A 26219-nucleotide genomic window follows, 5' to 3' on the forward strand; every position below is an offset into this window, starting at 1 on the left:
TTAGATGCTCGGCATTTTTCTGATATACCTAAACTCATTTATCGATTATTTGACGAATCGAGCACTCACCGAACCCAGCCGGTCAAAGGTTGCTCTTACAGAATCCCCGGCCTCTACACCACAGGCTGCAATTAAAGAGCCTGATATTACTATATCGCCTTTGCGCAGTGTTACACCATAGCTGGAAAGCTTATTGGCCAGCCAGGCAACGGCTGCTGCGGGATGGCCGAGAACGGCTGCTCCGGCGGCAGTGCTAATAACTTCACCACTTTTTTCAAAAACCAAACCGGTATAACGAAGATCAATATCCGCAACAGGAGTTAGTGCGCCGCCCAACACCACCTTACCGATGGAAGCAATATCAGCGACAGTATCTTGGATTTTGATTGCACCCGGCTCATAACGACTGTCAATGATCTCCAGACAGGGCATAACACCGGCTGTTGCTCTAAGGACGTCCGCCACTGTAACGCCGGGACCTTCTAATGGTCTTTTAAGTATAAAAGCTATTTCGGCCTCTACTTTAGGTGCCTGACATTCCGACATTTTAATCGGTTCATTTTCAGTAATAACCATATCATCCAGTATGTAGCCATAGTCGGGTTCATACACATTATAAATATGCTGCATAGCCTTGCTGGTCAGACCGATTTTAGCCCCTACGACCTCGCGGCCATCGGCCTCGCGCAGTTTCCGTCCCGCAAGCTGAATGGCATAAGCTTCATCGACCGTAATATCAGGATATTGGATTGTAAGCTGTTTAATAGGGTTACCGGTTTTCTCAGCTTGGTACAGCTCCTCAGCTATTTTATCAATTACACTAAGATCCATACACAAATCATCTCCTTCTCCCAATAGAAGTTGCGCACCTGGACATTTTTACCACAATTATAATTATATCTCATCTTATAAATTTAAGCTACACGCTGTCACGGGGACATTTTAGTGTATTTCTTGGGAAACTTTATTACGATACTCCTGCACTTCACTAGTTAATTTGTAATCGTTCTTTTGAAGTACTTCAAGATATCCGATCATCGCCTTCGAAAAGCTGCCATTATTAGCATCAAATGCAGTCTCTAAATAGGTTTCCTTGGCTTCATGATTCATCTGCTTGGTATCATAACTAAATAGCGGCGTGTTGTTCCCGCCATACATAGCAAACACTGCATAGCGTTTAAGCTGACACCGCATATCTTCGATCTTAGCTGAACTGCTGTATTCCTTAATAAAGCGTTCCTGGGCTTGGGCGCGCTTGAGTATCTCCTCCCAGCTTATAACGAGCGCGGCATCTTTTATCGGCGTCTTATCTGATTCGACCGCCATTATATCGATAAATGCCGCAATATCAGACGTGACATTGGAACGATATTTCTTATAGAAAGAATAGTCAATAACAGGGTAGTACATGCCCTCAGCTGTTTCAATTTTATAGCCGCTGTTCTTTGTCGCAAGCAGCAAATCTTTTACCTGTTGATTTTGGATACTATTAATATAGCCGTCATCTAAGCCGACTTTGTAACCCTTCATCACGACTTTCTGAACAGCTTCATTATCAAACTGCTCTTGCGTTTTATTTAATTTGTCATTTTGGACTTTCTCGAGGCCAATTATCATAGCTGAAGCGTTCGGCTTCGAAACAACAGTAATATTGCCATCAATGAACTTTATAATCTCCGGAATAGTTACATCGGTTGTCTGTAAAAGCGCATTATAGTTATCCATAACAGCCTTCTCTTTATTTTGCGCTTCAATCTGCTGCTGAGACTGTTCATTAGGCGGGTTGGGCGGATTATTGGCGCAGCCGCCGAATACAAAAGCCATAGCAATAATCAAAGTACCACTTGCAAATTTTTTAATAAGCTTAAACACTTTAGACCTCCATATAAAGATTATCTACGCTACATTTAACGTTATTTTCACCGTAAGGTAACGCCTATATTTAATCTATTTTAAATCCCCTCCTGGACATACTGCCCATTTATCTACTCAATAAATAAACGCTCCCTAAAAACATCTTGACGATATCTAGATTGTCGGTTATGCTATCTATGGAATCGATAGATAATATACCGAGGTGTTTAGATATGAGTAATTTAACTGAATTGTTTTGGCAGGCTTCCCTACAGGAAATCAAACATGGCTATATTTATCAGCAAGATAGCGACGAATTCGTCTGTCTTATCTGCGGCGAAAGTTTTGCGAACGGAGTCATCTACCCCTACAATGACAAGCTGTACGAGGCCAAAAAGTATATTACTATGCATATCGCTGAACAGCATGGCTCGACCTTCCAAGTTCTTCTTAACCTCGACAAAAAGCTGACCGGTTTAACTGATCATCAGAAAACAATTCTTGAGCTGTTCTATCAAGGCCACAGCGACAACGACATAGCAAAAGCAACTAATACAGGCAGCACGTCAACCATTCGCAACCACCGTTTTTCGCTCAGGGAAAAACAAAAACAAGCCAAAATCTTTTTGGCCATTATGGAATTGCTTGGTGAGCACACGCCTAAGCGACAGGCCTTCATCGAAATCCCCCGGACCGCTAAGCATGTCGATGACCGCTTCGCGATAACCGAAGAAGAAAACGCCAAAATATTATCAACCTACTTCAAACAAGGTTTGAATGGCCCCCTCGAATTATTTCCACTTAAGGAGAAAAAACGGGTTGCTATCTTAAGACATTTGTTAAAAAACTTCGAAACTAACAAGAAGTATACCGAAAAAGAAGTAAACGCCATCTTAAAACCGTTCTATGATGATTATGTTCTGTTGCGCCGACTATTAATTGAATATGGTTTCATGGATCGGACTCGTGACGGTAGTGCTTACTGGGTTAAAAGCTAGCCCGAACAAAAAGACTGGAGGCATACAATGGATAGAAAAAAGCAACTTAAGTTAGAATACAAAGAAACGCCGCGCCCAATGGGAGTATTTCAAATTAAAAATAACGCTAACGGTAAAATATTTATTGATAGCAGCATGAATTTACCCGGCAGTTTTAATGGACAACGTTTTCAACTAAATATGAACGGCCATAGCAATAAGCAATTACAGCAAGACTGGAATACCTATGGCCCCGATGTCTTTACCTTTGAAATACTGGAAAAAATTAACCCGGATAAAATTGCCAAAGATGATTGGCGCGAGGCCGTTTCTAACCTTAAAGCCAAATGGCTGGATAATCTACAGCCTTATGATGAGAAAGGCTATAATAAGCCAAAAATTCAAGATAGCCCTGCTAAAGCAAAATGAAGTGAAAAAGAGTTGCAGCATCGTGCTGCAGCTCTTTTTTTCGTCATATATGTAACGACATTTACTTATAGATGGAGACTTAATTCAGATGGCGTTTTTAACACTACCTGAATTCTAGTCATCGGATAAATCTTACATAAATCATTGCTAATTAGCTTCCAAACGCGCCCTTACTTGCATATTATGTAGAAACAAGGTATGAAAGGAGCAGTGAGAATGTCAAAAAAACCTTACTGGGAGCCATGCGGTCCCTGTGAATGGGATGATGATTATGATGACTTCGGACTTGAAAATGACGGGGTACTTACTACCGCTGAGGCAGGGTTAAAGGCCTGTTTCCGTATGCTTTGGGAGCAGCATGTATATTGGACGAGGATGACTATTATCAGTATTGTTTTTAATTTACCTGATTTAGAAGCTACGACCAACCGCCTGCTCAGAAATGCTCCAGATTTTGCGAAAATATTCAGATCTTTCTACGGTCGGAGAACTGCCGCTGAAATTGAACGTTTGTTTACTGACCACCTCACTATTGCGGCAGCCCTTGTAACAGCCGCCAAAGCAGGCGATACCAGGGCTGCACAAGCTGCGGAAAGACGTTGGTATCAAAACGCCGATGATATTGTCGATTTATTAAACGAAATCAACCCCCATTGGCCGGTTGACGAAATGCGCAGAATGTGGCGTGAACACTTGAGGCTTACTAAATCCGAGGCCGTCCAAATGATTAATAGGAATTACACTAAGAGTATCGCGATATTTGATAAAGTTGAGATTCAGGCACTGATGATGGCTGATGCTTTTTCGAATGGGATTATTCAGCAGTTCCCAGAAAAATTTTAATACCCTTGACTAATAAAAGAGCTGCAAAATTAATGCAGCTCTTTACACATACTATCCTTGGACAGCTATTTGAATCTGGTTTCTCCCCTGTTGCTTGGCGTTATATAACGCGTCATCAGCGGCTTCGATAAGCTGCTGCGGCGTCGTTTGCGGTGAGGGCACGATATTTGCCACACCGATGCTTACCGTAACGATTGCTGAAACGGGCGACCGGCAATGCGGTATCTTCAAATTAGAAACCGCTGTTCGAACATTTTCGGCAACCGATATTGCATATTTTAGTTCTGAGCTTGCTAAAACAACCGCAAATTCCTCGCCCCCGTAGCGAGCCGCCAGCTCAAACGGTCCGCTGACTGATGATTGAATAGCCTTGGCGACTTTTTTCAAGCATTGATCTCCGGTCAAATGACCATAGTTGTCGTTATATAGCTTAAAGCAATCAATGTCAACCATAATCAACGCTAGCGGTTGGCCGTTTTTTAACCCCTGCCGCCAAGCGGCATCAAGAAATTCATCAAACCAGCGTCTATTAGCAATGCCGGTAAGGCCATCAAGCGAAGTTAGCCTGCGCAATTCGGTTTCGCGCGCTTTGCGCTGATCCATTTCACTTTTCATCTTGAGGACCGACCTAACCCGCGCCACTAACTCTACCTTTTTTAACGGCTTAGTAATAAAATCGGTAGCACCGGCGGCGAACGCTCGTTCAAGGTTTTCTACTTCCCCGCTGGCCGTCACCATAATAATTGGTATATCTTTGAACACCTCATCTTGTTTAAGCATAAGACAAGCTTGAATCCCATCCATTTTCGGCATAACTAGGTCCATCAAAATCAAATCCACTTTATTTTGACTATCTGTTTGCTGATTTGCTAAAATCCTCATTGCGTCGGCCGCTGACTGGGCAAGGATTATGTCAGAATAACCTTTCTCCTCTAACAACGCCTTAACCAGCAAACGGCTGTCTGTTGAATCATCGACAACCAAGATTGACATATCCCCGCCTCCTTTCGACCTTATTCGTATGCGATTTCAACACTCTCCAAATATGCCTTTAATTCTGAGACTAACTCACTTGCCTTTTGAGAATCATGAGTTTTGGCAGCCTGCTGAATAGCAGTGCCTAAATCGGTTATTACCGGGAAACCGTAACCGCCCCCTATACCTTTTAAAGTGTGGCCTATAACCGCAATTTTCTCAAAATCGCCCTGCTGTAAAGCAGTAGTAAGCTGAATAATATCATTGCTTCGATTCGCTAAAAAACCGGGTATCAGGTGAGCTAACTCTTGATCAATAAGGACCCTGTTTGCCGTCATGAGCTACCTCCATAATAATTTACTTTTTTGTATATTCTATGATAGATTTACGTAAAGTGTCCTTCTTAACCGGTTTTGCGATATGGCTGTCACACCCGGCGTCCAAGCATTTTGCCACGTCACTGCTTAAGGCATAAACTGTTAAAGCTATTATTGGTATATGTTTCATACCCTCTTGCTTTTCTAGTTGCCGAATCTGTCTTACGGCGGTATAACCGTCCATAACCGGCATTTGCATATCCATCAGGATAAGGTCGTACTGATTTGCTTTGAATTTGTTTACAGCCTCTTGACCGTTCTCAGCTGTTTGAATAGTGTAAGGGAGTTTTTTGAGAAATGCTTGAATCAGCATCCGGTTATCCGGGGAATCGTCAACCAATAAAATTTTCAGCCGCTTAACCTCTTCCGGCCCTACTGCCATTTCCTGTTCTTGCACCGGTAGCAAAGTTTTCGGGGTTTTCTCGAGCGCTAAAAGAATCATCTGGAGCAATTCGGCCCTTTTTACCGGTTTTATCAGATAACCGTTAATGCCTAATTCAGCACACCTTGCCATGTCACCCCTACATGTGGTAGAAGTGATCATCATAATAGTAACACCGGCATAACTTGGGTCATTCTTTATCCGCTCTGCAACCTCAAAACCATCCATCTCAGGCATGCAGGCATCTAATAAAACGAGTTTAATCGGATTACCTTGCTGATTTGCTTTACGCATCTCGGCCAATCCGGCCAATCCGCTCGCTGCTTCAATTATTTGCGCACCCCAGGTAAGTAATGTCTCGCGTAAAATCATCCGGTTAGTTTCGTTATCGTCAATAATTAATACCCGCAGACCCCTGACATCTTTGGCGCATGTTCTTAATGCTACTTTAGTTTCTTGGATAGTGAACGGAATGATGACGCGGAAAACACTTCCCTGCCCTACTATGCTATCTACTGTTATTGAGCCGCCAATTATTTGAACAATTCGCTTTGTAATTGCCAGGCCGAGACCTGTACCGCCATAGCGGCGCGTAACTGAAGCGTCAACCTGGGTAAATGGGTCGAAGATCTCGTTTATCTTGTTAGCCGGAATGCCGATACCTGTATCTCGAACGGTAAAGGCAATTTCCTGTTTATTACCTGCTATCGGGCTGCAGCTTACCTCAAGCACCACCTCGCCTTTTTCCGTGAATTTAACGGCATTGCCTAACAAGTTGGAGAGTACCTGTCGCAAACGGCCGGCGTCACCCAGCAGATTTAAGGGTACGGTTGACTCAATCCGGCAAGCCAGCTCAATTCCTTTCTCATGCGCCCGAACGGCAAAAACCTCACAGGTTTTCTCGACAATCTCCTCTAAGTCAAAAGCACTATTATCTAATTCAAGATACCCTGTCTCGATTTTTGATAAGTCTAAGATGTCATTAATAATACAAAGCAGGTTTTCACCGGCTGAGCGGAATACCCGTACATACTGCTCCTGCTCCGGCGTCAAATTTGTGTCCCACAATAGTTCAGCCATCCCGATAATTGCATTCATCGGCGTGCGGATTTCGTGACTCATGATTGCCAAGAACTGCGACTTAGCTACCGAGGCCGCCAGAGCAGCATCACGGGCACTGACTAAATGACTGTTCACCTGGTGAAGCTCTTCGGTTTTTGCCTTAACCGTTTCAACCATGCTGTTATACGCCAAACATAATTCGCGCAGTTCCTCGGGCGCTTTGTCAATGATTTTCTGATCAACCCTATGATAATAGTCTCCTTGCTGCAGCGACTGTAAGCTGGCAATCAGCCCGGTAACCGAAGACTCTACCTTTTTCGACAGCATTAACGTTATTGGTATCGACCCTAGCAAAATTGCCATAAAAATTACTATCATCGATGTTAAATCATTTTGAAACGGTCCGAAAACCTCTTCTTCGTCTACTTTGCCGACAAGCAGCCATTTTTGTCCCTCGAGCCAGCGATAAGCGCCGATTACCGTCTTGCCGCGATAGTCCTTATAAATGGCGACTCTTTCATTAGAGTCTTCTTTACCAGGAAAAGTTCGAATATCTTGTTTCAGATTCATAATCGTTGTTTTTTCAACAATACCATCTTTAATTAATTGTGGAGTAAAGCGCGATTCGGTAAGGACAACTCCATCGCTATTAAGTAAAATAGTCTCACCTGTTTTGCCGGAACGAAAACTGCTGATGATAGCTTTAATTTTGTCTAATTTCACAGCCCCCAAGACAGCCCCTTTAAACTCGCCATCATCACCAAATACCGGTGAAGAAAAGATTACGACAGGTTCCCCAGCACCCGCTCCCGGAGATTCATGCACCCCACTAATATAGTCGCGACCTTTTTTCGCCTCTTGGAAACTAGTGCGATCAGCGATATTCATGTTGATATACTGGCCTGTACCTTCAACTATCAGGTTACCGTTTTTATCGGCATAGCCGATATTAATAAAATCTTCGCGCGATCCCATATGGTTATAGATCCGCTCTTGAATAGCCGGCAAATCCTGTTCCTTAATATCCCTCCACCCGGCAACTGCCCTAATTTCGGCAGACCGCTCCTCGAACCAGCGGTTAATAGTCTGCTCCTGGATTGTAATAACGCTGTTAAGGCTGGAATAGATACTTTTTGTTGTATTAAGCAAGCTGTGATAAATGAAGATTGCCATAAGCAGAATACTTGGCAGCAGCACAAGTATCAGACCCCAAAGCCTCAGTTTTCCTCTTAATGTTTGTAAATTGAATATTTTGTTCACAATAATCCCAGCCCCTTACACAATCTTATGACACTTTAGCTTATGCAACTGGACAGGGTGTGTGTTACTGAGCTTAACGTAAAACAGGCTTACCACGGCAGCGCGATAAGCCTGTTTTCGCATGATTATTTACTTTTCATTTTATAGAAATGGCCGCCGCGGATATTCCGGGTATCAGATACTGTGACAAAAGCGTCGCCGTCCCATGTATAAACCATTTTTTCAAGTTTTTTCAATCGTTTCCTTTCGAGAGCAATTTCCAGCAAGTCGTAACAGCCCTCGCGGCCCTGGCATGGAAACAGCGTAACGCCAAACCCTTCCTGACGAAGATTCTCGGCAAAATCACTCGCATTTCTCCGGGTAATGACCCTCATTGTCAGATGACCAACAGCCAGTTTCTCTTCCAGCCATAGGCCGACAATATTGCCGGCTGAAAAACCGAAAGCGTAGAAAATAAGGCTAGTAATATCGTTTAGAGTATTGAAAATATATTTGAGTGCAACTATATAAATTAATACTTCGAAAAAGCCAATCGTGGCTGCGGCAAGTTTCTTGCCACGCATCAACATCAAGGTCCGTATCGTTGTCAAGCTTACGTCGGCTACTCTAGCAAAAAATACAATAAAATACCCAATATATCCTGTTTCCATTTATTTTACATTCCTTATTTAATCAAACCATTGGCTTTTAACCATGCCCTGGCTACTACCTTAGGATCTTTTTTCTCTAAATCAACCTGGGCATTCAGGGCTGCCATTTCCTTATCATTAAGCTTACCCGCCAATGAATTAAGGGCGTCAGCTATTTCAGGATATTTTGCTAAAGTATCCGCTCTGACTACAGGTGCGGCATAATAGGGCGGAAAGAAGTGTTTGTCGTCTTCTAGCACACGCAAATTGAAGGCTATTATTCTGCCATCCGTTGCAAAAGCATCAATTACGTCGACCTTGCCGTCGCGTACTGCGGCATAGGTTAACCCTGGATCCATACCGCTTGTACTTTTGAAATCTATATTGTAAGTCTTTTGCAGGCCTTTATAGCCGTCCGAACGTTCCAAGAATTCCTGCGTACTGCCTAAAGTCAGATTAGGCGCTTTTTGAGCCAAATCGCTAAAGGTTTTGATTCCTAAAGCGGCTGCCCTATCATCTCGCATACTTAAGGTATAAGTATTATTAAAACCAAACGGCTTGAGCCAAATTAAACCTTTCTGTTCTTCATAAATTTGCTTAACCTTCTCATAAACGGCCTCCGGATCACTCGTCATTGACTCGCCCAATATATTAATCAGCGCAGTGCCTGTATATTCGGCATATATATGGATATCGCCACGCTCGATTGCCTGGGCTACTACACTGGTTCCGCCTAAAAATGGTTTGGTGCCTACTGTAAGACCAGTTTTATCCTCAATAACGTATTCCATCATATGCACTAAAATATCTTGCTCGCTGAAGTTTTTGCCGCCGATGATTATCTGCTGTTTATCACCGCCGAATAAGGTGCATCCAACTAGCATGGTCGTTATGAAACAAACAAGTAATAACCAACAGAATTTGTTCACTACGATTGCTGCCCCCCCTTTTGCTCTTAGTCCTTGCGGGGTTACAGATTTTTCTACCCATTTAAGGCCGTAGTCAAAGACCAATGCCAATAGCGCCGAAGGTATCGCGCCGGCCAAAATCAATTGCGGGTTAGCCATTGATATGCCGCGGAAAATTAAATCACCAAGCCCGCCTGCGCCGATAAGCGCCGCCAGCGTTGCCACCCCAACAAGCAGAACGGTAGCGGTACGGACGCCAGCCATAATAATCGGCAAGGCCAGCGGCAACTGAACCATGAATAGCACCTGCCACTGTGTCATACCCATACCCGTTCCGGCCTCTACTGAAGCGCGGTCAACGCCCAGAATCCCGGTATAAGTATTACGCAGAACAGGCAGTAAACCATACACCGTCAAAGCCACAATTGCAGGGATTGGACCGATCCCCAACAGGGGAATCATAAAACCTAACAGCGCCAAACTCGGTATTGTTTGGAACATCGCGGCTATACCAATTACAAATTCAGCTAAACTTTGATATCTCGTCAGAAATACTCCTAAGGGTATTGCAATGAGATTGGCCAGAATCAGTGATATTACGGTAAGCTCAATATGCTGCATTGAGGCCAGCATAATATCGTCCCAGCGAGCTTGAAATAGTTCCAGTAAGTTTGTTTCCAAAATTGCCGCCCCTTTCGCTTGCTATGTAATGGCATCTCCCAATTGCTCGGCCATAACATCTACCAAACTTGCCCGGGTTATAACCCCCAATAGTCTATTCTGGTCATTTATTACCGGCAGAGCTGCGATTCTGTGCTCCCGAATCAATGCAATGGCCTCGCTCAAATTCTGATTAACATTAACAACTGCAACATCAGGCCTGAGAATATCCTTTAAAGTAATGTTTTCTTCGAAATAATGATGCTGGACATCCCAGACTGTCGCACGCCCAAGCAGCGTATTGGTTCTGTCCACGACCAACAGTGTATCGACTTTCTGGCGCCGCATCTGCATTATGGCTTCGGCCAAACCACGATTTGGTCCGGTAACAATCGGTTTAACCATTATTTCGGCAATGGTAGGCATTGTCCCAACTTCATTCAGCCGATTCTCGCCGATAAAACTGCGAACAAAATCATTAGCCGGATGCCTTAAAATATGTTCCGGGGTGTCTAACTGGACAATTTTCCCTTTGCTCATAATACAAATACGGTTAGCAATCTTTATTGCTTCATCAATATCATGGGTTACAAAGACAATGGTCTTTTGAATGGTGTCCTGCAGCCTTACCAGCTCGTCCTGTAATTGCTCCCGGCTAATCGGATCAAGCGCGCTGAAGGGCTCATCCATGAGTATTATTGCTGGGTCAGCGGCCATCGCTCTAACCACCCCTACCCGTTGTTGCTGTCCTCCGCTCAACTCATGCGGATACCGCTGAGCATAAGTGTCGGGGTCAAGATTAATCAGCTGCAAAAGCTCTTTTACCCGCTGCATATAACGGTTTTTATCCCACTTTTTAAGTTTAGGAACGAGCGCAATATTATCGGCTATTGTCATATGCGGTAGAAGGCCGATATGCTGAATTACATAGCCAATATTCCGGCGGAGTTCAACCGTGTTTTCCTGGCTGATATCTTTACCATTAACAAAAATTTTACCGGAGGATGGTTCATTCATCCGGTTAATCATTCGCATCGTAGTTGTTTTACCGCAGCCACTGGGCCCGATCAGTACCAACAATTCGCCTTGTTTGATATCAAGGTTGATGTTATCTAAGGCTTGAAAACCATCTTCGTATACTTTAGATACATTTTCAAAACGAATCATGGTGACACCCCTTTAAGCAAAAATCCATGCTATTTTTGTAGCATTCCCAAATTTGCTTATATCTTTCACCTAGATTTCGTAAAAAAAAAACGCCGCTTTCCTGCTTCATCAGCGAAAAACGACGGTTTGATACAAAAGCATATTCTATTTATTCCACCTAATTACGCTTGAACCCCAAGTTAAGCCGCCCCCGAAACCAACCATAACAACAACATCGCCTTTTTTAATCCGGCCGCTTTTTACGCCTTCATCAAGGGCAATCGGAATGGATGCGGCAGAAGTATTACCATACTTGTCAACATTAACGACAACTTTATCCATAGGCAAACCAAGCCGCTTAGCCGCAGACTGAATTATCCGCATGTTAGCCTGGTGCGGCACCAGGTATGTAACGTCCTTTGGTTCCATTCCGGCATTTTCAAGAGCCTTATTGGCGGCTTCCCCCATTACCTTAACAGCAAACTTAAAAACCTCGTTGCCATTCATATGAATAAAGTGAGCCCGCTCTGCTACTGTTTTTTCTGAAGCCGGCTGGCGCGAACCCCCTGCAGGCACCTTCAAAAGGTCACCGCCGGCGCCATCTGCCCCTAAATAAGCGCCGAGAATGCCATAGCCAGGTTCAGTCTCTCCTAATACGACTGCTCCGGCGCCATCGCCGAATAAAATCGCAGTATTGCGATCGCTCCAGTCGGTAATTTTCGAAAGCGTTTCCGCTCCAATAACAAGTACCTTTTTATAAGTTCCCGACTTAATAAACGTACTGCCGGTTATAAGCCCATAAATAAAGCCTGAACACACAGCCGTAAGGTCAAAGGCTGCCGCATTATAGGCTTTTAGATTATCCTGCACTATGCAAGCGACCGAGGGAAATACCATATCGGGCGAAACGGTTCCGACAATTATCAGGTCAATTTCTTCAGCCTTTACTCCTGCATCAAGCAATGCAAGTTCAGCCGCTTTAGTCGCTAAATCGGATGAAGCCTGACCTTCGGCGGCCACCCGCCGCTCGCGAATGCCTGTCCGTTCAACAATCCAAGCATCAGATGTATCAAACATTTTTTCTAAGTCATAATTTGTAACAATCTTTTCCGGCACATACGAGCCAATTCCTAAAATTCCTACTGACTTTTCAATCATTTACGGCCACCTCTCGAACACTTTCTATTATTATCAATATTACCAAATGGTCGTCAAACTAATCTCGATTTACGCTTACTAAATCTTAAAGCCGTCATTCCAAGCTCATTAATACAGAGGCAAGTCGATTTGATTAAATAGTGCGACAATCACTATAATACAGTAAATTTGGCCTTAAGTCCACATTAAATAAACATGTCTACATTACCTATGAGATGCAGCACTGCGCCGCTTAAACTGAATTTGGCATTCCATCTCAAAGGCGGATTTAAACCTTATTTAAAGCGGAATACTATTCTCAATAAAGCCTATCGAGGATAACTAATTGTATGCAACTAATTATAACTAATTCACAGTTCTTGCTGTTCTTGATTACAATACTGATTTCTATGCTGATAGCCTTAATACTCTTGGCTAAGCCACTTTTACGTTATATTGTAACTCGCGTTACCAATGATGCAATGGCCAAACTGTTATCAGATGACTATGACCAGAATCTTGCCGAGCTACTTCCATCATTAAAGCGATATTCAATTTTAAATTTACTTGAAATGAGTTTACGTGCCGAAAGCGGAAAAATCGTAGGCCGCCCCTTAGGTTCGCCAAAGCATTTTTTCGGCTATGATAACTTAATGTTCTCCCCTCGGCAAATGACTAAATTATCCCTACCTGAAAATGCCCAAATAGATATGAGTGTGACAATCGGCCCAAATGCAAAAAAACCGCTTACCATAAAGATCCCGCTGATGATTGGTGCCATGTCCTATGGTTCGGGTCTGAGTGAGGAGGCAAAACTTGCTTTGGCCAAAGCAGCAAAAGCAGTGCAAACCGCTATCTGCTCTGGTGAAGGGCCTTTCTTGCCCGAGGAACCGAAAGAGGCCGGAAAGTTTATCTTGCAAATTTGCCGCTGGTCATGGGGCTTGAGAACCGACCAAGAGATAGCATCAGCCAATATGTTGGAAGTTCAGATGGGGCAAGGAGCAGACCTAGGAACAGCTCGCATCGCGGCCGAAGAACTCGATGGCAGAGCACGTATACTAGGTAACTTAGCTCCCGGCGAACCGGCGATAGCCCTTCCGGCCCCCCCCGGAGTTAAAACTCCTGAAGACTGGCCTATGTTCATGAGCAATCTGCGACAAAGGGCTAATGGTATTCCTATCGCCCTAAAAATCATGGCTACCGACCGCCTCGAAGAAGAATTAGCTGTTGCCGTGGATTTAGGTTTTGATGCTGTCGTTATAGATGGTTCCCAGGGTGGGTCCCATGCAACAGCGCCAACTAAACAAGATGATTTTGGCATAACTAGTTTTCATTCCCTGATTAGGGCAAGGCGATATTTGAAAGACACCCAGATTAGTTTAATCGTAGCTGGTGGATATTTTACGCCAGGCCAGTGTCTTAAAGCCCTGGCCTTAGGAGCGGATGCCATTTATTTGGGCACTGTTCCCCTGTTAGCCCTTGTGCATAACCAAATCACAAAAGTAACCCCGTGGGAGCCGCCTACCACGCTAGTATATTATACCTCTCCAACCAAAACACTGCTTGATGTTGACCAAGCTACGCTCAGTGTAGCAAACGTATTGACCTCTATGGTTTTAGAGATGGAGGAGGCAATGCGCGCCTTGGGAAAATCTTCTTTAAATGAGCTTGGTCCTGATGATCTTGTCGCTCTTGATCCCCTTACTGCCGATATTACGGGAGTGAAGCTTGTTTCTGATCCACTGAATAACCAAAAATAGCTACAAAATACTCTGAGGATAATTAATATGCAAATAATAATATCTGATATCAATTGGTACATACCGGCGCTTGCACTTATAATTCTTGTGATAGCATCATTATTCTTGGCTAAACCGCTAATGCGTTACGTTATTTCTCGAGTAACCAACGATGCTATGGCAAAACTGTTATCGGATGACTATGACCAAAATCTTGCAGAACTACTTCCGTCCTTAAAGCGATTTTCGCTGTTAAATTTACTTGAAATGAGTTTACGTGCCGAAAGCGGCAAAGCTATAACGCGGCCTTTGGGCTCTCCTAAGCAGTTTTTAGGCTTTGATAACCTAATGTTCTCCCCCCGGCAGATGACTAGATTCTCGTTGCCTGAAAATGCCCAAATAGACATGAGCGTCACTATCGGCGTAAATGCCGAAAAACCGCTCACTCTAAAAATCCCGCTTATGATTGGTGCTATGGCTTATGGTTTAGCGCTGAGCGAGGAAGCAAAAATCGCCTTGGCCAGAGCATCAAAGATACTGCAAACGGCTACCAATTCCGGTGAAGGACCATTTTTACCCGAGGAACCGGAAGCGGCCGGCAAATTTATATTGCAAATTTGCCGTTGGCCATCATGGGGCGCGAGAACTGATCAACAGATTGCCGTTTCTGATATGCTCGAAGTCCAAATGGGACAAGGAGCTGACCTGGGAACAGCGCGTATCGAGGCTAAAGATATTGAAGGCAGAGCACGCATTCTGGGAGGCCTCGCTCCCGGCGAACCGGCGATAGCCCTTCCGGCCCCGCCGGGGATTCAGACTCCTGAAGATTGGCCTAAGTTCATGAAAGATCTGAGGCAAAGGGCCAAAGGTATTCCCATCGCCCTAAAACTTATGGCTACTAACCGCCTTGAGGAAGAATTAGCTGTTGCGGTCGATTTAGGTTTTGACGCTATCGTTATTGATGGCGCCGGTGCCGGTTCACACGCAACTGCGCCAATTAAACAAGATGATTTCGGCATACCTAGCTTACATGCTTTGATTCGGGCAAAACACTATTTGAGAAATACACAGATTAGTATAATCGCGGCTGGCAGATTTTTTACACCAGGCCAATGCCTTAAAGCATTGGCCTTAGGGGCGGACGCCATTTATTTGGGTACCGTTCCCCTCTTGGCCCTAGCCCATAACCAAACCACAAAAGTGACCCCATGGGAACCGCCTACAACGTTGGTATATTATAACTCACCAATGAAAAAACTGCTAAATATTGACCAAGCTGCCACAAGTGTAGCAAATGTAATGACATCTATGGTTTTAGAAATGGAAGAGGCAATGCGGGCTTTAGGAAAGTCATCCTTGAAAGAGCTTAGTCCTGATGACCTCGTTGCTCTCGATTCATATACTGCGGAAATTACGAAAGTGAAACGGGTTTTTGATTATAAGAATCCCACTACTCAACAGTCCAGCTATGAAGAACAGCAATGCCGGAAGTCACTTGAACAATTAACCGCTTCCTTACGCTATGCTCACAGCCTGGAACAGCTAATGGAATCTGTGTTGCTAGAATTATGCTATAGCAACAGCCTGTCCCGTATCCAGAGCTTAAAAAGCGAGTACAATGCGTTAGTTCAACAAAAGGGAATCTTAGATAAAATTCCTTAATAAAGTTTATGAATATCCTTGTCATTCTTTTTTCTTCTTTTCTTTCATCTTTTTTATGACCGCCAACATTTTTGATAGGTATTTTACTTCACCGAGCAACACCTCAATTTCTTTTAAACTACCCATCAAGTTTCGTATACTAAGCTGTATTTGTTGCAATTTCTGGATAGGGCGGTTATCAGACTGCGCCCCGTCCTCAAAGAAAACATCTCTATGGCACCAAGCATTCTTTGCAATCACCCAAGCAAAGAGCGAACTGCCAAATGAGAAGACAAGCCCCCCAACTACTCGCGCAATAAGATACGGGCGAACCGTTTCATTAACCTCAATAATTGCTAATCCGGCTATATTAAGCAGATACGCCTGCAGCCACCCAGCAGCCAGTAGCGCTATGCTCATAATAATCAAACCGCCATTCAGGGCAAGAATAGCCAGCCAACATAACCGGTAATCGCGATGGTTTAATTTAAAGCCAGTAAAAAAAATATAAAAACATACTGCTAAGACCAAAAAACCGAACACCCCGAATAAAGCAAGATGTGAATGTGCTGACACAATATACGTCCCATGTGTATATCTGTTGATATTTGGATAAGACATAATTAATCCCAACATACTAGCCCCGAAAATGTGGTTGAACACACTAGAGGCAACTAAGGCAATGGTGATTTTTTCGCGGAGAGACAACTGACTAAAACGTTCTGTATCGCTGGTCTTAGTTAGACTAAAAACCAGCAAAAGAACAGGGATGGCTTGTATCGCACTAAAGATTCCGCCTATCCAAATCCATATGCCCGGTACCCCAATCCAGTAATAATGATGCCCTGTTGCCAAAATTCCCGCTGCAGCTATCATAATAAGATCAAGATAAATCAATTTTTCGAGTGATTCTCTTTTTACACCAGTCGCTACTATCAGCAGTGCAGACATCAAACCTACCCCGATTAATTCCATGCTCATTTCTTCCCACAAATGAATATACCAAAACTTAAATATCTCTTCGATTGTGGGATGAGCATAAGACATTATATTGGGTAAATAAAAAATAATCAGGCTCAAGCAGCCTGAGATAATGCCAACCAATGTCCCCCTCGTTTTTGGCACGCCGCAGCTCATATATGTCCGCAGAAGATTATAAAATAAAGCCAGGCAGCCTATCAGCACTGCTAGCTTGAGCGGCTGTACCGCCTCTAGATACTCCCTGCCGTCATTAAAACCTAGCAACAAAGACCCAAGAATAGAAATAAGCGTCAGTATTAGGAACCAGAAGCTAATATTAATCAATTTCGCGCTATAAATCTCACGTTCGGCCTCTTGACTAAAAAAGTAGTAAATACCACCGGTCATGCCTACTAGCATCCACAGTACACTGATATTTAAGTGAAAGGATCTTCCGACTGTGTACGGGATTGGACTGGGGATATCAAGAAAAACCATTTCTAAAGCTCCGCCTAACGAAACTAGTCCCTGGATACCAAAGAACATAAAAGCTGCCAATGAATATTTATAGGATAGCCGTTGCGATTGAAAAACCGCCGCAGGTAAAATTGGCTGTAATGGCGCTTGCGTTGTATCGGTTAGTTGGCAAATATTTCTTAGCAACTTAATCATAATCGCTCCAACCCATAGTTTTTAGTTACCTACTTATTAGCCGAAGGAGGCCAATCTAATGTGTTTATTGAGTTAACAAATTCAAGATAGGCACTGACTTGCTGAGCTTCCCATAACGTTAACTGCTCATGCCGTTTATGTTTCGCACCATTAAGCAGCGGCGCAGCGGTTAAATACCCTATTATCCTCTCAGGACCAAACTTAGCATAAGCCTTGGTTAAATCTCCCCCCCAGTAACCTCCGTTACCAAATACCGTGTGGCATTCAATACACGCCTTACTTTGAAAGATTTGTTTGCCCTGTGCAGCTGCGCTTGGAATCATATTCATTTCAATACTGCTTATTGATTGTGAAACTAAACTACCAAAACCTATCCCAGCCAGAATTAAACTGGCACAATAAATTAGTAGCATCCGGCGCATATTCCCTCCAGCGAAACCAGTTAGTACAATTTTCTCCAATTTAGGAAAAAATATTAGAAAAGACTTAGCTTGCCAAGTGCGCCGCCTGCAAGTGCGTTCTTGAGCAATTTTTTTATGAAATTTGCATCGACTAATGAATTATTAAATAGCGCATATGCCATCCTTATAGTATCAATACTACAAGGATGTGGTAAAGCTGGACGGAAAAGGACCAATCTCGATAGATACTCTTACGCTTATTGTCGTCGCAACAATAGTGGGAACACTGGCCCGTTATCTTACATTAAAAGTAGATTACCGGCAGTATCCCTCCCATCCTAACGGATATCTCATTCATCTCGTTATTGCTTTCATCGCCGCTGGGATTGGTGCTGTGGCAATTCCGGCAATAAAAAGCAACAACTTCACTGCGGTAACTTTCTTAGCAATTGCTATTCAGCACTTTCGCGACGTTCGGAAAACCGAGCGCGAAAGTCTTAGAGGCTTAGAAAGCACTGAGTTTACCCCGCGAGGCGAAGCGTATATAGACGGCATCGCAAAAACCTTTGAAGCGCGCAACTATTTTTCGCTTCTTGTCTCGCTAAGCACAGCAGCAGCCATGGAATCACTACGCGGCCTAGGCTTCACCAATCTGGCTGTCCAGTCGGTGGCAGGAATATTTGTCGGTTATTTTGTTTATATCGGACTAAGCCGCTTTGCTAAAGGTAAGACGGTAGGCGATATTGCCAAAATTAAGCCCGGTCAAATCGAAGTAAGAGGCTCAGAACTTTATGTTGACGGTATTTTTGTCAGCAACACTTTAGGCACTGAGAATGCGCAGAAAATGGTTCTCGCTGAAGGGCTGGCGTTAGTAATTGAACCTAATGAGGAGCATTACCGGATTACTTTGGATAACTTTGGTCAGCGCAAGGCAATACTGTTCGAAGCAACCCGCAGTGTCGGTGTTAAACGCTATCACTATACACGCAAAGATTACGAGAGCGGCAAGACAATAATCGTGCTTGTCCCACTCATCCGCGATCAAGAAAAGCTGATTAGCGTCGTTAGCCACACACCATTACTGGAATCAGTAAAGAAAAGTCATTCCGTAATGAAATCAAACATAGTAGGAGACTAAAATGGAAACCAAACAAAGTATTGAAATTGCAGCGGCAATCACCCTGCCCCACCATAAAGTCCCTGGCTCAGGCACGGCTTTTATGATTGAAGCTGCCAATGAAGAAGAGCAATATAAGCTGATGCAGGATGTGGCTAAGGCCATCAAAGCCGATGTAGTAAAGTTAAGCAATGGGATATTTATTCTTGTTAGGTAGTTAAAAGACTGGAAGACGCAAATCGTCTTTCCAGTCTTTGTTCATTCAGCTTATTTATCAGGCGTAAACCGCTTGAGCCGCAAGGCGTTAGTTACTACTGATACAGAACTGAAGGCCATTGCGGTACCGGCCAAGACCGGCGATAAAAAACCGGCAGCGGCAACGGGAATTCCCAGGGTGTTGTAAATCAACGCCCAGAACAGGTTTTGTTTAATATTGAGCATAGTTGCTTTGCTCAGCTTTATGGCCGCTACGATACCGTTTAAATCGCCGCGCATTAAGGTAATATCGGCTGCTTCGATTGCCACATCAGTTCCGGTTCCGATGGCAAAACCGACATCTGCGGTCGCCAGCGCCGGAGCATCATTGATGCCATCGCCAACCATGGCTACCACCTTCCCCTCTTGCTTAAGCGCCTGTACCTTTTCGGCCTTATTTTCCGGCAAGACCTCAGCCAGTACATTATTAATGCCGACCTTTTGCGCGATGGCCTTAGCGGCCCGTTCATTATCGCCGGTTAACATCCAGACTTCGATACCTAATTTCTTAAGTTCGGCTACTGCTTCAGCAGAACTTTCTTTCACGGTATCGGCTACTGCCAGTAAACCAGCCATTTTATTATCAACAGCCATAAGCATAACAGTTTTGCCTTGCTGTTCGAGCTGCTCTATATCGGCAAGCATATCATTAAAATCAATATTGTTATCACGCATCAGCTTGCGGGTACCGACAAGAATCTGCCGGCCATCGATTGCGGACTTTACACCGTGACCGGGAATAGCTTCAAACTCATCGGGATCATCAGCTGCGACCCTCTGCTGTTTGCCGTAATCAACAATTGCCTGGGCCAATGGATGCTCAGATTTTTTTTCAGCCCGTACGGCCAGCGTTAAAACCTCTGCTTGTGAAAGCCCGGCCAAGGCAATGATATCAGTAACTTCTGGCTGGCCCTTGGTTATGGTCCCAGTTTTATCTAAAACAATCGTTGTTAAACGATGGGCATTTTCCAGATGTTCTGCCCCCTTGATTAGAATCCCATTCTCAGCACCTTTACCCGTTCCGACCATTATCGATGTCGGGGTAGCCAATCCCAGAGCACACGGGCAGGCAATAACCAGTACGGCTGTAAAATTTACAAGCGCGCGAGAGAAATTCCCTGGATCAAAGATAAAATACCAACCGGCAAATGTTAATAGCGCAATACCAACAACGGCCGGCACAAAATAGCCCGATACAACGTCGGCAAAACGCTGAATAGGCGCTTTTGAACCCTGTGCCGCTTCGACAATCCGCACTATTTGAGCTAAAGCAGTATCTTTACCGACTTTGGTTGCTCTAAATTTGAAAGTGCCGAATTTATTAATCGTGGCTCCAACTACTTCATCAGCTTGCTTTTTGTCAACTGGCAGACTTTCTCCAGTTAGCATTGACTCATCAACCGTTGAATTCCCCTCAGTGATTATCCCGTCGACCGGAATCTTTTCGCCGGGCCGGACAATTACAATATCCCCAACCATCACGTTTTCTACCGGAATATCAACTTCCTGCCCTTCTCGCACAACTCTGGCCGTCTTAGCCTGCAAACCCATCAATGCTTTTATGGCCTCTGATGTACGGCCCTTGGCATTGGCTTCTAATAATTTTCCTAAAATAATGAGCGTAATGAGAATTGCAGAGGTTTCAAAATACAACTCATTATTGTTTTGAAATACATTAACAATACTGTAAAAATAAGCGGCTGAGGTGCCAAGCGCTACTAAAACATCCATGTTGGCACTGCCATTTTTCAGGGCCAGATAGGCCCCGCGATAAAATTGCCCCCCGGCGATGAACTGGACAGGTGTTGCTAACGCCCACTGAAAGTACGGATTGAGCAGAATATGAGCAACGGGCCCTACCGCGCCCATTACGTGAAAAATCATCGCCATTAAAAGGGGAATTGAAAACACAGCGGCAAGAAATAAGCGGAATTTTTGGTGACTGACTTCTGCCAGCCTGACTTCCTTTGCTTTATCGGACTCTTCAGCGCTAGTCGCGTTATGCGCGCCAAATCCTAAGTTCTCAATTTTTGCCTTAATATCACTAACGCTAACGTCGCCGTAATTAAATTCAATAATTGCTTTCTCGGCCGCTAAATTTACAGTCGCGCTGTATATACCGTTCATTCTACTTAAAGCTTTTTCAATTCGGCTTGAGCAAGCAGCGCAACTCATACCGGTAATTTTGAGCTCAACCCTATCTTTTATAACCTGAAAACCCAAACCTTCAATTTTGGCCGCAATGTCTTTTAAGCTAATTTGCTTTGAATCGTAAGCAACCGAAGCCTTTTCGACAGCAAAGTTTACCCTAGCCTCTTCAACGCCGGGCAAACGTCCCAAGCCTTTTTCAATCCTGCTGGCACAGGCAGCGCACGACATGCCGCCTATCTTAAGCGTAGCCGAGGTTATTTTAGTCGTACTATTTTCTTTCGTCATAATTTTCACCTACTTAGTCAGACCACTATTTTGTAAATTTGGACAAGACAGTCATGAGCTCATTAATTGATTCTTCGGCGCGGTCTTCTTGAACTGCATTGACAACACAGCTTTTAGTATGACTCTCGAGAATTTTCAGCCCTACCTGGTTTAAAGCTGATCGCGCCGCTACAACCTGCTGTAAAATGTCGACACAATACCTTTTATCATTAACCATTTTTTCAATGCCATTTATTTGCCCAGCGATTCTTCGCAAGCGCTTAGTAAGATCATTTCTTTCCTGGTCGTTTAGCATGCTTTACATCTCCTTTATATACTATACCCCCGTATAGTATATAATATAGTTATTAAAGGCCCTTGTCAAATGAATATTCCTATTATAGCAATACAGAATATATCTTATACAACCGCTAAAAAACTGCACAACTTTTAGAAACCCGGCTTGCGCCGAGCTTTGCTAAAGCGCAAGCCGCCAGTTGCGCTTATGTCACAAAAGAACATTTATAAACTCTGGTAAAACGACAAAAAGAAGGTGGCTATGCCACCTTCTTTTTTGTTATAATCGTTAAAAATTATGCTGATAAATCTTTGTTTGCCGCCATATCTTCGCTACGCTGGATGAATACGGTAGCAACAGCATCACCAGTTATATTAACAGTGGTACGAGCCATATCCAATACCCTGTCAACACCGGCAATTAAAGCAATTCCTTCAATCGGCAAATTAACAGATTGCAAAGCAAGGGTCAACATAATCAGGCCGGCTCCAGGCACACCTGCAGTACCGATTGATGCCAAGGTACCGGTCAAAACTAGAATAGCCATCTGGCCTAAGGACAAATCGATGCCGTAAACCTGCGCCACAAACAGTGCGCATACACCTTGATATATTGCTGTGCCATCCATGTTTATCGTTGCGCCAAGCGGTAATACGAAACTAGAGACCTCTTTTGATACCCCTAAGTTCTCCTGAGTATTTTTCATGGTAACAGGCAGGGTTGCTGCGCTGCTGCAAGTTGAGAAGGCAATTAACTGCGCAGGTGCTATGCCTTTGAAAAATTTCACAGGACTCATACGCCCTAGGACAGATACAATACCACTATATGTTAGCGCCATATGCACCAAACATCCGATATAAACCGCTCCAATTACTTTGGCCAAAGGTATAAGCACTTTAGGACCGTTTTCGGCCACTACCGGTAAAATAAGCGCGAAAACGCCGTATGGTGCAACTAACATAATAGCGTTAACAATTTTGTAAGTCACTTCAGCCAAACCATCAAAAAAGTCATTTACCGGCTTAGCACGATCACCAACCATTGTAATGCCAACACCTACAAATAAGGCGAATGTTATAATTTGCAGCATATCGCCTGATCCCATAGCTTGAATCGGGTTGGTCGGCACTATATTAACCAGAACACTCATAATTGATGGGGCCTCTTTGCCCTTATAAACTACATCAGCAGGCAGTGAAAGACCTAATCCGGGATTTAGAATCAGCGACATAGCAATGCCAATGGCCACTGCAAAACCTGTGGTAATTAAGTAAAATGCCATTGTCTTACCGCCTATGCGGCCTAACTTTTTAACATCCCCCAAACTGGCGGCGCCTACCACCAAGGATGCAAATACTAATGGTACAATTATCATTTTAATTAAATTAATAAATAATGTCCCGATTGGCGCAATCCACATTTTAATAAATCCAACATTATCCGGCCCAGCAATTAACCCGGCGATAACGCCTAGTACTAAGCCGACAAGAATCTTGGTTGATAGATGCATTTAATGACCTCCTTTAAGATTAAATATAGATAATTTTTCCGTAGTACCCACAAAAGCTATTATACAAATAAAATTACCTAGTTGTAAATAACGGCTAAATTATATTGAATATTCAGCAATTAATGCACCGATGCCTTTTTTAGGTAAGGCTTAAATCATAGCACGCCGCATATACATTATTGTGATTTGGGAGATAGGCGCAAGGGTATCCCTAACCCCGTACTAGTAATGATAATAATAAAGGAGCGATTTGTTTGAAAAAGCAAGTTTGGTGTGAGCATGAGGAAAAGATTTCAAAGTTTACCTTTGTTAATTATCATGGCAAAGAGACGCCGGTCATTCAGAAAATCCAAGCTTGGTGGTGCCCGGAGTGCGGCTTGCACGGAGCCGAATCTGATTTTGTGATCCAGCAGAATATTAATAAAGCGGCATTAGCAAATTAGCTTTAATCACAAAGGCAGTCTTGATAGCATATTTAAGCCTATCAAACTGCCTTTTTTGTTCTCTCGTGTTGAATAAAATACTGCAGTATAGCTCGCCCTCCTTGCCGGCATATTATTGTTGAATACAGGAGCATAAGGAGGATATCTATGAAACCTATTCTGATGTTTACTATGAAGTCTTGTCCGCATTGTGTAAGAGCCCTGCAATGGATGGACGAGCTAAAGCAGGAAAATCCAGCCTACGCCAATTTGGAAATTGAAATAATTGATGAGAATATTCATCCTGATATTGCCGGAAAGTATGACTATTACTATGTGCCGACCTACTTTGTCCACGGCGTTAAGGTTCATGAAGGCGTTCCCAGTAAAGATAAAATTCGAAATGTATTTGAAAAAGCGCAAAACTAAAAATTTAAAATAACCCCAATTGCTTAGTTCTGCAACTTTTCATCTTGCGCTCAGTAACTTTATCACCCGGTTCAAGATTGCCACTAAGCATTGGTGAATTAGGATCATGCTTTAATAAGTTATTTTTCACCGCATTAGCACTAAAATTGGCATAACAGTACAAACACCCGTGTTTACAAGTGTTGTAAGCACCAATATCAACACTGGCTGCGCACCCACACATAGTTCGCTGGTTTTTATCCTTATCAAGGCGTAGTTCTTGCCCAATTATCCTTGCTATCAAACAATCATCAATACATTTTCCATGTTCAATCCCTACTGATGACAGGTCGACTAACTCGGAGCAAGTTTGTATTATCAGCCCATACTTACTGGCAATGTTTTTAAACCTGCCGCCAATTTCAAGCATAAGTTGGACGTTTATGGGCTTTAGCGGAATATTGCTCATGTTCCGTTCAGCTTTCTTATACAAATCTAAAAAACTTATTATACAGCGATCAGTCCGTCCTTGCAATGCATTCGCAATAGCTTCAAATTTGCGGCTGTGATATTCAAAATCTAGTTCGTCTGTTAAAATAATCGGATCATAACGCCAAATTGTTCTTTCCTTGCCAATAATTGCAGACAGCTGTTTAAATGCTTCTATTACAGCCGGCTTAGCAAGCACATTGGCTTCGATTTTTTCATTATATGGCGTAATCGTGATTTGAAAATAAAAGTCATATTCCGCCAGCAACTCTAACTTATCTAAAATGGGGACAGGATTCTTTGTCCAAAAGACAATGCAGTCGATTACCTCGGGACTTAGTATTACCTTGCTTACCTGCTGAAAATTTACTGGATTCCGGACAAGTACATACCCCGCCTTTAAACGTTTAAAAAACCAATCCGAATAGAAAGCTGGTATGTCCGTTCGCCGACTAACACTTAAAATCAAGCAATCACTTCCTAGCAAAATGCAATAATTTGCGTTTAAACAAGCCAACCTCGCTGCCAGAAAATATAAACAATAATAATATTGAAAATACACAGTAACGGAATGCCGACTTTAAAGGACCAATGGCGTGTTTTATGACGGAATATCTGCATTCCAATAAGAATGCCGACCGCCCCGAAAGCAAAAGCAGCCAAAAAGAAAGTTCGTTCTCTAATGCGCCACGCATTTTGCCTAGCCCGCTGTTTATCTAGCATCACCAGAAAAAAACCGACGAGATTCCAAAGAATATATAATGTAATCACTAAACCATCTCTCTCTGCCCTTATTACCTAATCTTACTGCCATTAGATAGCAATCGTATAATAGTTAGCGCCTCAGAAGGTTTCATCTTATCCTCATAGCCTAACTCTTTTAGCTCAGCCCAAACACTTTGTTGTACTTTTGGCGAAAGCGATGTCACGCTCTGGATTTCAGAAACAATGGCTTTAATCTCGCTATCATCCATCAATGCTAGTATGCTTTGACCTTTTTCCAAGCCAATCATCATAAGAAAAACGGCTGCCTTTGTTATTGCATCTATAGGGACTACCTCCTTGCTAAATCTCTAAAGTTTGGTCATAGACCGAGGCTACTCCGGAGATCTTTTTTTCAGTGCCGGTAAACTTATTATATGTTATATCCTGCTACTCTTAATTTTCAAGCTTAAATTAAAAAATATTTTTATTAGTTAAAATGTTGCATATTAAAAATTTGCTACACAGAAACACGGGGAGAAACACGGGGA

Annotated in this window: 26 protein-coding genes; 9 read left to right on the forward strand and 17 right to left on the reverse strand. The window is 43.3% G+C overall.

Annotated elements, in window-relative coordinates:
• Positions 1–45: 45 nt before the first annotated feature.
• Together GX348_11725 and GX348_11730 are read right to left on the reverse strand one after the other, a co-directional pair.
• Entirely contained in the window at positions 46–831 is a 786-nt protein-coding gene (locus GX348_11725) for a 2-keto-4-pentenoate hydratase (protein NLP42824.1), read from the reverse strand.
• Between the two features lie 111 nt (positions 832–942).
• Complete coding sequence (locus GX348_11730; GenBank protein ID NLP42825.1) at positions 943–1872, reverse strand: hypothetical protein; 930 nt, start codon at positions 1870–1872, stop codon at positions 943–945.
• Between the two features lie 215 nt (positions 1873–2087).
• Between GX348_11730 and GX348_11735 the strand changes: the two genes are divergently transcribed.
• The 3 genes from GX348_11735 to GX348_11745 all read left to right on the forward strand — a co-directional run bounded on the left by GX348_11735 (position 2088) and on the right by GX348_11745 (position 4103).
• Complete coding sequence (locus tag GX348_11735; protein ID NLP42826.1) at positions 2088–2852, forward strand: DUF2087 domain-containing protein; 765 nt, start codon at positions 2088–2090, stop codon at positions 2850–2852.
• 27 nt (positions 2853–2879) lie between these two features.
• Positions 2880–3260, forward strand: coding sequence for a GIY-YIG nuclease family protein (locus GX348_11740; protein NLP42827.1), 381 nt, complete (start codon positions 2880–2882; stop codon positions 3258–3260).
• 375 nt (positions 3261–3635) lie between these two features.
• Positions 3636–4103 (forward strand): hypothetical protein, encoded by a 468-nt coding sequence (locus GX348_11745; protein NLP42828.1) that lies wholly within the window; start codon positions 3636–3638, stop codon positions 4101–4103.
• 51 nt (positions 4104–4154) lie between these two features.
• Here the strand turns inward: GX348_11745 and GX348_11750 are convergent, their stop codons facing one another.
• The 7 genes from GX348_11750 to GX348_11780 form a co-directional block, all read right to left on the reverse strand.
• Positions 4155–5096, reverse strand: a complete 942-nt coding sequence (locus GX348_11750; GenBank protein NLP42829.1) for a diguanylate cyclase — start codon at positions 5094–5096, stop codon at positions 4155–4157.
• A gap of 20 nt (positions 5097–5116) precedes the next feature.
• Positions 5117–5416, reverse strand: coding sequence for an Hpt domain-containing protein (locus tag GX348_11755; GenBank protein ID NLP42830.1), 300 nt, complete (start codon positions 5414–5416; stop codon positions 5117–5119).
• A gap of 19 nt (positions 5417–5435) precedes the next feature.
• Entirely contained in the window at positions 5436–8159 is a 2724-nt protein-coding gene (locus GX348_11760) for a response regulator (protein NLP42831.1), read from the reverse strand.
• Positions 8160–8284: 125 nt separating this feature from the next.
• The gene (locus tag GX348_11765; GenBank protein NLP42832.1) at positions 8285–8809 is read right to left on the reverse strand and encodes a DUF2179 domain-containing protein; all 525 of its coding nucleotides are present in this window, start codon (positions 8807–8809) and stop codon (positions 8285–8287) included.
• Positions 8810–8823: 14 nt separating this feature from the next.
• Positions 8824–10329, reverse strand: coding sequence for an ABC transporter permease subunit (locus GX348_11770; GenBank protein ID NLP42833.1), 1506 nt, complete (start codon positions 10327–10329; stop codon positions 8824–8826).
• Between the two features lie 69 nt (positions 10330–10398).
• Entirely contained in the window at positions 10399–11523 is a 1125-nt protein-coding gene (locus GX348_11775) for a betaine/proline/choline family ABC transporter ATP-binding protein (protein NLP42834.1), read from the reverse strand.
• Positions 11524–11667: 144 nt separating this feature from the next.
• On the reverse strand, positions 11668–12660 hold the full coding sequence (locus GX348_11780) for a ketoacyl-ACP synthase III (GenBank protein ID NLP42835.1): 993 nt from the start codon (positions 12658–12660) through the stop codon (positions 11668–11670).
• Between the two features lie 329 nt (positions 12661–12989).
• Between GX348_11780 and GX348_11785 the strand changes: the two genes are divergently transcribed.
• Positions 12990–14399 (forward strand): FMN-binding glutamate synthase family protein, encoded by a 1410-nt coding sequence (locus GX348_11785; protein NLP42836.1) that lies wholly within the window; start codon positions 12990–12992, stop codon positions 14397–14399.
• Positions 14400–14426: 27 nt separating this feature from the next.
• A complete protein-coding gene (locus GX348_11790; protein NLP42837.1) occupies positions 14427–16040 on the forward strand; it encodes an FMN-binding glutamate synthase family protein in 1614 nt (537 codons plus the stop codon).
• A gap of 21 nt (positions 16041–16061) precedes the next feature.
• Here GX348_11790 and GX348_11795 read toward each other — a convergent pair whose 3' ends face one another.
• Positions 16062–17651, reverse strand: a complete 1590-nt coding sequence (locus GX348_11795; protein NLP42838.1) for a nitric-oxide reductase — start codon at positions 17649–17651, stop codon at positions 16062–16064.
• A gap of 29 nt (positions 17652–17680) precedes the next feature.
• Complete coding sequence (locus tag GX348_11800) at positions 17681–18073, reverse strand: cytochrome c (protein NLP42839.1); 393 nt, start codon at positions 18071–18073, stop codon at positions 17681–17683.
• Positions 18074–18269: 196 nt separating this feature from the next.
• On the opposite strand from GX348_11800, the gene GX348_11805 reads away from it, so the two are divergent.
• Positions 18270–19190 (forward strand): YIEGIA protein, encoded by a 921-nt coding sequence (locus GX348_11805; GenBank protein ID NLP42840.1) that lies wholly within the window; start codon positions 18270–18272, stop codon positions 19188–19190.
• Between the two features lies 1 nt (position 19191).
• Entirely contained in the window at positions 19192–19386 is a 195-nt protein-coding gene (locus GX348_11810; protein NLP42841.1) for a hypothetical protein, read from the forward strand.
• 50 nt (positions 19387–19436) lie between these two features.
• Here GX348_11810 and GX348_11815 read toward each other — a convergent pair whose 3' ends face one another.
• From GX348_11815 to GX348_11825, 3 genes are all read right to left on the reverse strand, one after another.
• Entirely contained in the window at positions 19437–21860 is a 2424-nt protein-coding gene (locus GX348_11815; GenBank protein ID NLP42842.1) for a copper-translocating P-type ATPase, read from the reverse strand.
• Between the two features lie 25 nt (positions 21861–21885).
• A complete protein-coding gene (locus GX348_11820) occupies positions 21886–22155 on the reverse strand; it encodes a metal-sensitive transcriptional regulator (protein ID NLP42843.1) in 270 nt (89 codons plus the stop codon).
• 277 nt (positions 22156–22432) lie between these two features.
• Complete coding sequence (locus GX348_11825; GenBank protein NLP42844.1) at positions 22433–23647, reverse strand: dicarboxylate/amino acid:cation symporter; 1215 nt, start codon at positions 23645–23647, stop codon at positions 22433–22435.
• A gap of 254 nt (positions 23648–23901) precedes the next feature.
• Here GX348_11825 and GX348_11830 point away from each other — a divergent pair, with 254 nt between their 5' ends.
• Together GX348_11830 and GX348_11835 are read left to right on the forward strand one after the other, a co-directional pair.
• Positions 23902–24090 (forward strand): hypothetical protein, encoded by a 189-nt coding sequence (locus GX348_11830; GenBank protein ID NLP42845.1) that lies wholly within the window; start codon positions 23902–23904, stop codon positions 24088–24090.
• Between the two features lie 147 nt (positions 24091–24237).
• Positions 24238–24498: a thioredoxin family protein gene (locus GX348_11835; protein NLP42846.1), complete on the forward strand. Its 261-nt coding sequence runs from the start codon at positions 24238–24240 to the stop codon at positions 24496–24498.
• Positions 24499–24502: 4 nt separating this feature from the next.
• Here the strand turns inward: GX348_11835 and GX348_11840 are convergent, their stop codons facing one another.
• The 3 genes from GX348_11840 to GX348_11850 all read right to left on the reverse strand — a co-directional run bounded on the left by GX348_11840 (position 24503) and on the right by GX348_11850 (position 25982).
• A complete protein-coding gene (locus GX348_11840) occupies positions 24503–25435 on the reverse strand; it encodes a DUF1848 domain-containing protein (GenBank protein NLP42847.1) in 933 nt (310 codons plus the stop codon).
• Positions 25436–25470: 35 nt separating this feature from the next.
• The gene (locus GX348_11845) at positions 25471–25689 is read right to left on the reverse strand and encodes a DUF1294 domain-containing protein (protein ID NLP42848.1); all 219 of its coding nucleotides are present in this window, start codon (positions 25687–25689) and stop codon (positions 25471–25473) included.
• Between the two features lie 71 nt (positions 25690–25760).
• Positions 25761–25982, reverse strand: a complete 222-nt coding sequence (locus GX348_11850; protein NLP42849.1) for a hypothetical protein — start codon at positions 25980–25982, stop codon at positions 25761–25763.
• Between the last annotated feature and the right edge of the window lie 237 nt (positions 25983–26219).

It is taken from the genome of Veillonellaceae bacterium (genome assembly GCA_012523975.1).
Classification (GTDB): domain Bacteria; phylum Bacillota; class Negativicutes; order JAAYSF01; family JAAYSF01; genus JAAYSF01.